Annotated in this window: 10 protein-coding genes; 5 read left to right on the plus strand and 5 right to left on the minus strand. The window is 57.5% G+C overall.

What is annotated here, in order from left to right:
- From PHW99_RS14745 to PHW99_RS14765, 5 genes are all read right to left on the minus strand, one after another.
- A partial coding sequence (locus PHW99_RS14745; RefSeq protein WP_300179109.1) for an FAD-dependent monooxygenase occupies window positions 1-465 on the minus strand: 465 nt, incomplete at its 3' end.
- Window positions 466-712: 247 nt separating this feature from the next.
- Complete coding sequence (locus PHW99_RS14750) at window positions 713-2,056, minus strand: sigma-54 dependent transcriptional regulator (protein ID WP_300179113.1); 1,344 nt, start codon at window positions 2,054-2,056, stop codon at window positions 713-715.
- Window positions 2,022-3,494 (minus strand): HAMP domain-containing sensor histidine kinase, encoded by a 1,473-nt coding sequence (locus PHW99_RS14755; RefSeq protein ID WP_300179117.1) that lies wholly within the window; start codon window positions 3,492-3,494, stop codon window positions 2,022-2,024. The genes PHW99_RS14750 and PHW99_RS14755 overlap by 35 nt, the downstream gene beginning before the upstream one ends.
- Window positions 3,494-4,348, minus strand: coding sequence for a PhnD/SsuA/transferrin family substrate-binding protein (locus PHW99_RS14760; RefSeq protein ID WP_300179120.1), 855 nt, complete (start codon window positions 4,346-4,348; stop codon window positions 3,494-3,496). Before PHW99_RS14760 ends, PHW99_RS14755 begins: the two co-directional genes overlap by 1 nt.
- Window positions 4,349-4,520: 172 nt before the next feature.
- Window positions 4,521-4,667: a hypothetical protein gene (locus PHW99_RS14765; RefSeq protein ID WP_300179123.1), complete on the minus strand. Its 147-nt coding sequence runs from the start codon at window positions 4,665-4,667 to the stop codon at window positions 4,521-4,523.
- A gap of 126 nt (window positions 4,668-4,793) precedes the next feature.
- Between PHW99_RS14765 and PHW99_RS14770 the strand changes: the two genes are divergently transcribed.
- From PHW99_RS14770 to PHW99_RS14790, 5 genes are all read left to right on the plus strand, one after another.
- Window positions 4,794-4,892, plus strand: coding sequence for a molybdopterin-guanine dinucleotide biosynthesis protein MobB (locus tag PHW99_RS14770; protein WP_300179126.1), 99 nt, complete (start codon window positions 4,794-4,796; stop codon window positions 4,890-4,892).
- Window positions 4,893-5,212: 320 nt separating this feature from the next.
- A complete protein-coding gene (locus tag PHW99_RS14775) occupies window positions 5,213-7,771 on the plus strand; it encodes a molybdopterin-dependent oxidoreductase (protein ID WP_300179129.1) in 2,559 nt (852 codons plus the stop codon).
- A 33-nt stretch (window positions 7,772-7,804) separates the two neighbouring features.
- The gene (locus PHW99_RS14780; RefSeq protein ID WP_300179132.1) at window positions 7,805-8,602 is read left to right on the plus strand and encodes a 4Fe-4S dicluster domain-containing protein; all 798 of its coding nucleotides are present in this window, start codon (window positions 7,805-7,807) and stop codon (window positions 8,600-8,602) included.
- A 23-nt stretch (window positions 8,603-8,625) separates the two neighbouring features.
- On the plus strand, window positions 8,626-9,261 hold the full coding sequence (locus tag PHW99_RS14785) for a molecular chaperone (protein ID WP_300179135.1): 636 nt from the start codon (window positions 8,626-8,628) through the stop codon (window positions 9,259-9,261).
- 37 nt (window positions 9,262-9,298) lie between these two features.
- Window positions 9,299-9,643, plus strand: a complete 345-nt coding sequence (locus PHW99_RS14790) for a c-type cytochrome (RefSeq protein WP_300179137.1) — start codon at window positions 9,299-9,301, stop codon at window positions 9,641-9,643.
- Window positions 9,644-9,911: the final 268 nt, after the last annotated feature.

Raw genomic sequence — 9,911 nt, forward strand, 5'->3', positions numbered from 1 at the left:
CAGCAGATCGCCCTGCACCCGATTCACGTCACTGAGCGCCAGACGCACGCCGCTATCGCTGGAGGTCACGCCCGTCACCGGGCTGTGCAGATGCAGCTTCACGTTTTCACGCTGGCACAGCACCTGCACCAGCAGGCCATGCAGATCAGCCCGGTGGATAGAGGCATAAGGCGCGCCGTAATGCGCCACCATCGCGTCCCCCAGAGGCAGCACACCCAGCTCGACCCCGGTTTGCGCACTGCGAACCTGCAAGCGCTCGGGGAAAGCCGCCAGGCTGGCCAAGGCATCGCGCAGTCCCCAGGCAGCCAGCACCCGCGTCACGTTGGGACCGAGCTGGATACCGGCCCCAACTTCGCTGAATTCTGCCGCGCGTTCGAACAGCGACACCTGCGCCCCCGCGTCCGCGCAAGCCAACGCGGCCGACAAACCACCAATGCCTCCACCAGCTACCAACAGATGCGCCATGGGAATACTTTCAACAAAATGAGTGATCACCGGATTGTCTGCAAACAGCAATTCAGCAAACTGACACCTGCGCGGCATCCCATGGTCCGGACAGCAGCGTGGGTATTGTTGTTCAATTGCTATTATTAGTGTAGCAACAACGGGTTGTTTTATCCGGGCTGGAGCACAATTTCTTATTGATTTTTGTCAAGGGTTGGGGTCACCACATCCCCACATCGCAAGCACCCAACCGATGCCATGGCAACCTTCAGGACTCTGACTTGCCGCCATCAACGTCCCGGTCAATGCCCAGCTTGCGCATTTTTTCCCACAGGTTTTTCCGGCTGATGCCCAACGCATCGGCACAGGCCTGGATCTGCCATTGCCGGGTGTCCAGCGCCCGCACGATGAAGTCGCGCTCACACTCGCTCAGGTAGTCGCGCAAGGTGGCGGCCACATCTTGCTGCTCAGTCACAGGGGGGGCTGGGCGGTCAAACAGCTTGTCGTGTGGAATGACACGGCTGTCACTCATCAGGCTGGCCCGTTCCAGCGTGTTCTTCAGCTCGCGGATGTTGCCGGGCCAGCGGTAATTTTTCAGCGCATGTTCGGCAGCCGGTGTCAGGCCAGGGGTCGGTTTGCCACCCACCGCGGCAATTTCGGCGAGCAGATGGCGTGCCAGCGGCAAAATATCCTCGGTGCGTTCACGCAACGGGGGAATGCGCAGCTCCACAACATTGATGCGGTAATACAGGTCTTCGCGGAAATCACCGTTGACCACGCGTTCCTGCAATGTCTGGTTGGTCGCACAAATCAGGCGGATATCGACTTCAATCGCCGCCTCGCCGCCAACCCGAACGATGCGGCGTTCTTGCAGCGCACGCAACAACTTGACCTGCATGGCCAGCGGCATGTCGCCAATCTCGTCCAGAAACAGCGTGCCACCATTGGCCTGCTCGAACACGCCTTTCTTGGTTCGTATGGAGCCGGTAAACGCGCCTTTTTCGTAACCAAACAGCTCAGCCTCCAGCAGGCTTTCGGTCAGCGCACCGCAATTCACGGCGATAAAAGGTTTGCCAACACCCGTCAACTGATGCAACGCCAGGGCCACGCGTTCTTTACCTACGCCGGATTCCCCCGTGATCAACACCGATGCCTCGCTGGCCGCCAGGCGATGCAGCATGGCCTCAATCTGCCGCATGGCGGGCGACTGCCCCAACTGGCTGGGGCCGCGGTCATCGCCGGGCATAACAATGGCCTGGATCTTGTCCACCAGCATGTCCAGATCAAACGGTTTGGTGATGTAGTCGTTGGCGCCTTCCTTCAACAACCGCACGGCTGTGTCAATATCACCATGCCCGGTGATGAAAATGAATGGCGGCAGACTGCAAAGCGCCGTCAGCAATTGCTCAAACAACTGGTCGCCGGCAACATCCGGGAGCCGGATATCGCTGATGACCAGGGCATAGCTTTGCTGGCGCAGGGCATCCATGGCTGCGCCGCCCATGCGGTACCAATCGCAGCTGAATCCTTCCAGGTTGAAACGGTCAACCAGGGACTCACCCATGATGTCGTCGTCTTCAATCAGGCAGATTTTGCGCAAGGCTGCTGTCATGCATCGTGTCCAAGGGAATAAGAACAGTGAACCGGGTCAACTCCATGCTGGAGTCAGCTGCTATCGTACCGCCCAGCTGGGTCACGATCTGGTAACAAATCCACAAACCCAGTCCGTTGCCGGTCTCCGAAAAACTGGTGAATGGTTCAAACAGGCGAGCCAATTGCTCGGGTGACAAGGATCGGCCACTGTTTTCAACCACCAGGACAAAACGTGCTTCGCTGACCAGGACCCGCACGGCAACTTGTCCACCCTGGCCGGCGGCCGTGATGGCGTTGAGCAACAAATTGATGAGCACCTGGCGTATCAAGGTGGAGGGAATGGCAACAGTGGCGGGCAACGTGACCGACCAGGACAGGTGGGCTCCGTGCTTCTGGGCAGCAGGCGCCACCAGGATGCGAACGTCTTCAAGGTCTGACGCTTCCAGCGGACGGCTTTTCACCTTGGCCTCGACCAGCAGGGCGGCGACCGTTTCCCGGATTTGTGACAGGCCCCGTTCCAGCAGTGAAATGGTTTTCTGGGTGACCGGATCGGGACTGCCGTGGCGTTTGAGGGTGCTGATGGCATTGAGCATGCCGCCCAGCGGGTTGTTGATTTCATGGGCAATGCTGGCCGTCAACCGCCCCACTGCCGCCATGCGTTCACTTTTGACCATCTCCTTCTCGAACTCGGCTTTTTCCCGCAGTTTGAGCAATACCGCCTCATAAGCCGAAAACAGCTGCCCCACTTCATCACCATAGGGGTACAGGCCGGTGTCGATGTCATCGAGCTCGCCACTGCCAATGCGCTTGATACGCTCCGTCACCATCTGCATGGGCAGCATCATGCGACGCCCCCAATACGCTGTAACGGGCAACAACACTGCCAGCACCAGCAGAGTGATCCATAACGAGCGGCTCAGGATGAGCGAGAAGCGTTGCCACAGAAGGGACTTGTTGTACGTGACGATCAAGGTACCCAGCCGCACCCCTTCACTGGCAATGGGCAGCGCCACGTAGATGCGCTGGGCACCCGTGACGTTGTGCACAAAAACATCCGCATCAGCCGCCTTGGGCATCTCCCGTCCGACGGCAGCAAAATCCTCGCCCAAGGCAACCACGGGGCTGAGCATGGGAAACTCCTGCGGTTGGGAAGAAACATAGACCTGCTGAGTCCGGTCCAGCACAACCAGGCTGTCAATCAGCGCGGTGCCGGGGTTGGCCACAAATGGCAGTGACACCACCTCGAAGGCGTCCCACACGTCGTCATGCAGCATCACGGGGAAAAGTGCATGTGCAGTGGCCCGACCAATGTCTTCGGCATTTTGCAGAAGATCGCGATTGAGGTTGTCCCATGCCTGCACCACATAGGAAGTCGACAGCGTGAGCGCCGTGGCGATGATCAGCCCCCCACCCCACAGCGGCAGCTTGAAACGCAGGCTGAGGTCAAACAGTCGCATCAGATTTCGCCAAAAACCCGCATCATGTCTGCCACACCGTTATAGAGCCTGGGTGAACCCACAACAAAGCCATTGAGCTTGAGTCGTGCCAACAAGGCCCGACCTTCCGAGTCGTTGGACATGCCCGTGATCACGTTTTGCATCTGCACAAAATCAGGCTCGGAAATGCCACTGTGGGCCACAATCGGTGGAAAACCAAATTCTTCGGAACGCCACGCAATACGGGTCTTGGCCGTGATGTCCGGACGAACCTTGTTCAGCACATCCCATACGTAGCTGTCGACCATCCCACCTCGAACCAGACCCGCCGCCACAGCGTCAATCACCTTGCGATGCGACCAGGTGAAAAAGGTGCGTCTGAAAAACGTGGCCGGATCGGCACCGCTGCGCCTGATCTCGAAACGAGGCACCAGATAACCCGTGTTCGAGTGGGGGTCGGCATAAGCAAAGATGCCCCCCTTGAGATCAACAACACTGTGGGTCTGGGTATCCTTTGTGGGAACAATCAGGTAGGAACGGTAGGTGGGCTTGCCCTCGTTCATCGCCACGGCCAGCAGACGGACATCCTTTTTCAGCATCACATAAGGGTAGTCACAAATCCACGCAAACTCGACCTTCTGCTGCTGCAACAAGTCCATGGTGTCGCGGTAGCGATCACGCTGAATAAATTCCACCGGACGCTTCAAACGACTTTCCAGATACACCCGCCATTCAGCCAACAAAGCATGTTGGTCATGCAAAAAAGCCGGCGTCATGGCAAAACGAATGGTTCGGGCCTCCTGATTGCCGTAGGCAAACGAGCACCCTGTTCCCAACCAGAGAGCCATGAAAAGCAGTTGAAGCAATTTCAACATGATGATTCCTTGTTACCTGACGGTGACATCGGTCAACTTATTGGATTTTCAGGTTACCAGGTGGTAACGGTCTGGTTTCCCCTACCTTACCAAGGCATCTCGACCACGCCTGGTCCTGAAGTCCACGCAGTTTAACGAAAGCCAACCATCCACAGAACGCGAGTGAAGCAGGTCATCCTGCCCGCAAGGCCCAAAAAGGCCCATCACTGAAAAGATTGCCGAAAAATACAAAGGCAAACCCGACGGTCAGGCCAAGGCCTTCAAAAACTTCACCACGGGTGGCATGGTCAAGACTTCCGATGGCAAGAAAGTTGAACACAAGGTGCTTGACAGCAAGGACCCCAAAGTCCAGCAAAACTTGGCGGACTGGATATTGGCTGAATAATGTTTGTCAGCAGACAACCTTCACCCTGAACGGGATGACATCCCTGCAGCGAGAAACACCATGAGGCTGTTTGGCATCGCCGGACATTCCGGCATGGGCAAGACAACACTGCTGGAGCGCCTCGTGCCGACCATCGCGGCACGTGGGCCAACGTCTTGACTCAAGCACCTGTTTGAGTTGATGAATCAACTGATACACAAACCAGACACTCTTGACTAATTTTAATGATCGGTATGCCTTAACAGATAACCCTTTCTGGATTCACCCGTTACCAGCAGGTAACGTGAAGTTCAGGGTCGATCAGGGCACGTTCCTGTTCGGAGAAGCGATGTCTTGAATAAAAATAATGCAGTTCTCCAATGAGAAGTGGCATAAATCGATCCACATCAAGCAAGATTTCCGGGCCTCAATAGTGGCTTAGTTCTGATTGGCATGAAGGTTGCGATCAACGGCATGAAACCTCAAATCAGGAGCATGTTATGAAGTTGACGAGACGGATTTTTATCATGGTGTCTGGCCTCTCTGCCGGGGCGTTGATGACGGGTTGTGCGGGCCTGGCCTCAGGGCCGGTTCACAGCGCACTGGTTCCCCGAAAAGCCAAGCCCTCCAGCCCCGCCGCCGGGGATTGGGTTGCCAGCACCTGCCAGGGCTGCACCCAGTGGTGTGCCATTCAAATCTACGTCCAGGGCGGGCGGGCCACCCGTGTGCGTGGTAACCCGCTGTCGAAAACCAACCACGGCTATTGCTGCCCACGCGGCCACCTGATTCCGCAGCAGATGTACGACCCGGATCGCATCAAAGTGCCGATGAAACGCACCAACCCGCAAAAAGGCCGTGGCATCGACCCCAAATTTGTCCCCATCAGTTGGGACGAAGCCCTCAACACCGTGGCCGACAAAATGATCGCCCTGCGTGCGGCCAATGAAACCCACAAACTGGTCTACATGCGTGGGCGCTATTCCCCCACCTCGACCGAGTTGCTGTACGGCACCTTGCCCAAGATTTTTGGCACGGGCAACTACTTCTCACACAGTGCGATTTGTGCCGAGGCCGAAAAAATGGGCCCCGGCCTGACCCAAGGTTTCTTTGGCTACCGCGACTACGACCTGGCCCATACCAACTGCCTGGTGCTGTGGGGCACCGACCCGCTGGCCTCCAACCGCATGGTGCCCAACATGATGAACCAGTTCCCGGCCATCGTGAAGCGCGGCACGGTCATTGCCATTGATCCCCGTCTGTCCAACGTAGCCGCCAAGGCTCACGAATGGTTGCCCATCAACCCCGGCACGGACGGTGCGTTGGCCGGTGCCATCGCCCATGTGCTGCTGACCGAAGGCCTGTGGAACCGCGAGTTTGTCGGTGACTTCAAGGAAGGCAAGAACCTGTTTGTAGCAGGTCAGCCTGTGGACGAAGCCGCTTTTGCCGAGAAGGAAACCCACGGCTTGGTGAAGTGGTGGAACCAGGCACTGAAAGACCAGACACCCGCCTGGGCCGCAAAGGAAACCCTGATCCCCGCCGACCAGATCGTGCGGGTGGCACGCGCCATGGGCAAAGCGGCGCCCAAGACCGTGGTCTGGATGGGTCCCGGCGTGGCCATGACCCCGCGCGGCACCTACGCCGCCATGGCAGTCTATGCCCTCAACGGCCTGCTCGGATCGATTGATGTGGAGGGCGGTGTCTGGCAAAGCCCCAGCAGCCCGCCGTTGGCCGCGTTCCCCAAGATGGATGCCTATGTGGACGACATTGCCAAGAAAGGCAGCACCGGCAAGAAACTTGACGGTCGGGGTGCCAAAAACATGCCCGCCATGATGGGGGCCAAACCCGGCAGCGGCGTGGTCACCAACAACGTGGCCAACGGCCTGCTGAAAGACCCTGGGGCCTGCAAAGTGTTCATCTCTTCGTGGTCCAACTTTGCCTTCTCTGCCACCGGTACACAGCGCTGGGAGAAAGCTCTGGCCGCCTTGCCCTTCTTTGTGCACATGGTGCCCAATGCCTCGGAAATGACGATGTTTGCCGACATCGTGCTGCCCTCCACCTTCAACTCGGCTGAAGGCTGGTCCATCGTGACCAACATGGGCAACGGGCATGCCTACGCCTCCATTCAGCAGGGTGCGGTCAAACGCCTGTGGGACGTGAAGCAGGAAGAAACCGAAGTGATGTGGCTGCTGGCTGAAAAGCTCAAAGCCAAGGGCTTTGCCAACCTGTTTGACTACTACGCCAAAGAGTTCAAGGACCCGGAAACTGGCAAGGCTCCCACCACCGCGCTGGAGTTCAGCGAGATCGCCGCCAAAATGACCAGCGCCCCGATCTGGAAGGCCAAGGAACCCCTCAAGGGCGATGCCCCGATCAATGGCTGGGCCGAGTTCAAGAAGAAGGGCATGTTCAGCGGGCCGAAGTACACGCTCAAAAAAGGCTGGGGTGGCAAATTTGCCACTGCCACCAAGAAGTTTGAGTTCTACAGCGAAACCCTCAAGAAGGGCTTGCTGGAGCATGCCAAAAAATACGAAACCACGGTAGACGACATCCTGAGCGTGAGTGGCTACGTGGCACGCGGTGAGCTGGCGTTTGTGCCGCACTATGAACCTGCCAAACGCCATGGCAGTCTGGCCGACTACCCACTGACCTTCATCGACTACAAATCACGCCTGAACCGCGAAGGGCGCTCACAAAACGTGCCTTGGTATCAAGAGTTCAAAAAGGTTGATCCAGGGGATGTGTCTTGGGCCGACGTGGTCAAGATGAACCCGGTGGATGGGGCCAAGCTCGGCCTCAAGACGGGTGACACGGTGAAGATCAGCTCCATCACCGGAACGATCTCGTGTGAACTGAAATTGTGGGAGGGCGTGCGCCCCGGCACGGTGGCCAAATGTTATGGCCAGGGCCACTGGGCTTATGGCCGGGTTGCGGCCAAAGACTTTGCCAAGGCCATCCCCCGAGGCGGCAACAACAATGAAATTCTGGTGGATGACTATGACCGGCTCAGCGGTGCCACCGCCCGCAACGGTGGCTTCACCGGCGTGCGCATCCAAAAAGCCTGACCGCCCACAACCCAGCTACAGGAGTAAACAATCATGACAAGACTTGGAATGGTCATTGACCTCGCAAAATGCAACGGTTGTGGAGCCTGCGCCTTTGCCTGCAAGACCGAAAACAACACCCGCGACCGCACCCGGGGCCAGAGCTTCAACTGGGCCGACTTCCTGATGCACACTGACGGCGTTTTCCCCAACACCACACACAGCGTGATCCCGGTACTGTGCAACCACTGCTCGGAAGCCCCCTGCATCATTGGCTGCCCCGGCAACCCCGAAAAAGCCGGCCCCGGCAAACCCTTCAAGGCGCTGTACAAAACGCCCGAGGGCATCACCTTACACGACCCGGAGCTGTGCACCGGCTGTGGTGATTGCCAGAAAAATTGCCCCTACAGCCACGAAAAGCTCGATGCCAGCAGCCTGCAAGGCGGCAGCTACAGCGTGATCAGCCTCAACGCGGCCGAAGACGACACCCAACCCCGTTGGTCAGACAAAACCTCGGCCATCCCCGGTTGCACCACCTCAGGCGCAGAAGTTTCGGCCCTGGCCGGTGCCATGCCCCCGATGCTGAACCAATGGAGCGGTGGAGATTTGCAGCCGGTGCGCAAAGACGACCTGGTTGAAAAATGCACCTTCTGCTACCACCGGGTGCTCAACGGCCTGCAACCCGCCTGCGTGGAAGTGTGCCCGGCCAAAGCGCGTATTTTTGGTGACCAAGACGACCCCAACAGCGAGATTGCACAGCTTCTGAAGAAGGAGAAATCGTTCCGCTTGCAAGAAGACAAGGGCACAAAACCCAATGTGCACTACATTGGCAAGTACAGCCCCCGCGCATGATCCCCGTTTTTCAAGGAATCTTGATGTCCAACTATGACCCAGACGAGGCCACCGCAGGTGAAGACTTGTGCCGCTTTCTGTCGGCCTGTTTTTACGAGCCAGCGCCCGAGTTTGCAGAAGAAAAGCTGTTTGATTCGATCCTGCTGGCGGCCCAACGGCTTGGCCCCGAATGGGCCGATGCCGCCCGCAAGCTGGGTACGGCCTTTGCGGCACAAGACCTGCAAACGCTGCTGGTGGACTACACCCGGCTGTTCCTGGGGCCGGTGAATGCGCTGGCTCAACCCTATGGCGCGTTTTGGCTGAAAGCACCCGAGCCAAGCGATGACAACCCGCCGCCCGCCGTGTTGCAACTCTACAGCGAGGGCGGGTTTGACATCGACGATGAGTTCAGCGAGCTACCCGATCATGTGGCCGTAGAGTTGGAGTTTTTGTACCTGCTCAGCTTCAATGCCAATAGAGCCCAGGCAGCCGGGGAACTCGAAGCCTTGGCGGCCACCAAACAACTGCAACGCCGGTTTTTGAGCGAACATCTGGGGGCCTGGATCGACCCTTTTGCTGCTGCCGTACAGGCAAGCGCAGAAACCGATTTTTACCGTGAACTGGCCGCATTCACCCAGCGCTTTGTGCACATGCAAGCTACCAGACTTGCCGTGCACTAATGACAGCGTTTTCTATTGTTTTTTCAGGAGTTAGCAAATGATCAAAACCACACTATCTATGGCCAGTGTCTCCGCGATTCTGACGCTGGCCTTCCTGAGCCCTTCGCACGCCGCAGTTGATGCAGAGGCCGCCAAAGCCTTGTTCAAAGACAACGACTGCACCAAATGCCATGCGCCAGACAAAGCCAAAAAAGGCCCGTCGCTGAAGAAGATTGCCGAAAAATACAAAGGCAAGGCTGACGGTCAGACCAAACTCATCACCAACTTCACCACTGCTCCAACGGTCAAATTGACCGACGGAACCGAGCAAAAACACAAAGAAGTTAACACCAAAGACACCAAACAGCTCCAAAACCTGGCCGACTGGATTTTGTCCAATTAACGTATCTCAGCCATCGCCCCAAGCCCGTGGCCACCGTCCTTCCAGACCGTGGCCACTTTCATTCGTGGATCGGTAGTGCATCATGCGACTCAAAATCTCATTTCTCAGGTGGAGCACCATTGGGCTGATCGGCACATTGCTGAGTTTCTCCGCCCTTTGCGCAAGCCCAAAACTCGACAACACCACCTGCCTGAGTTGCCACGACGGCCAAAAAGCCAAAATCGAAGTGCCCGGCAAAGACGATGAAAAACGGGAATTGCATGCGGTG

Origin of the sequence: Rhodoferax sp. (genome assembly GCF_028689305.1) — a bacterium.
In the GTDB taxonomy this organism is placed as follows: Bacteria; Pseudomonadota; Gammaproteobacteria; order Burkholderiales; family Burkholderiaceae_C; genus Rhodoferax.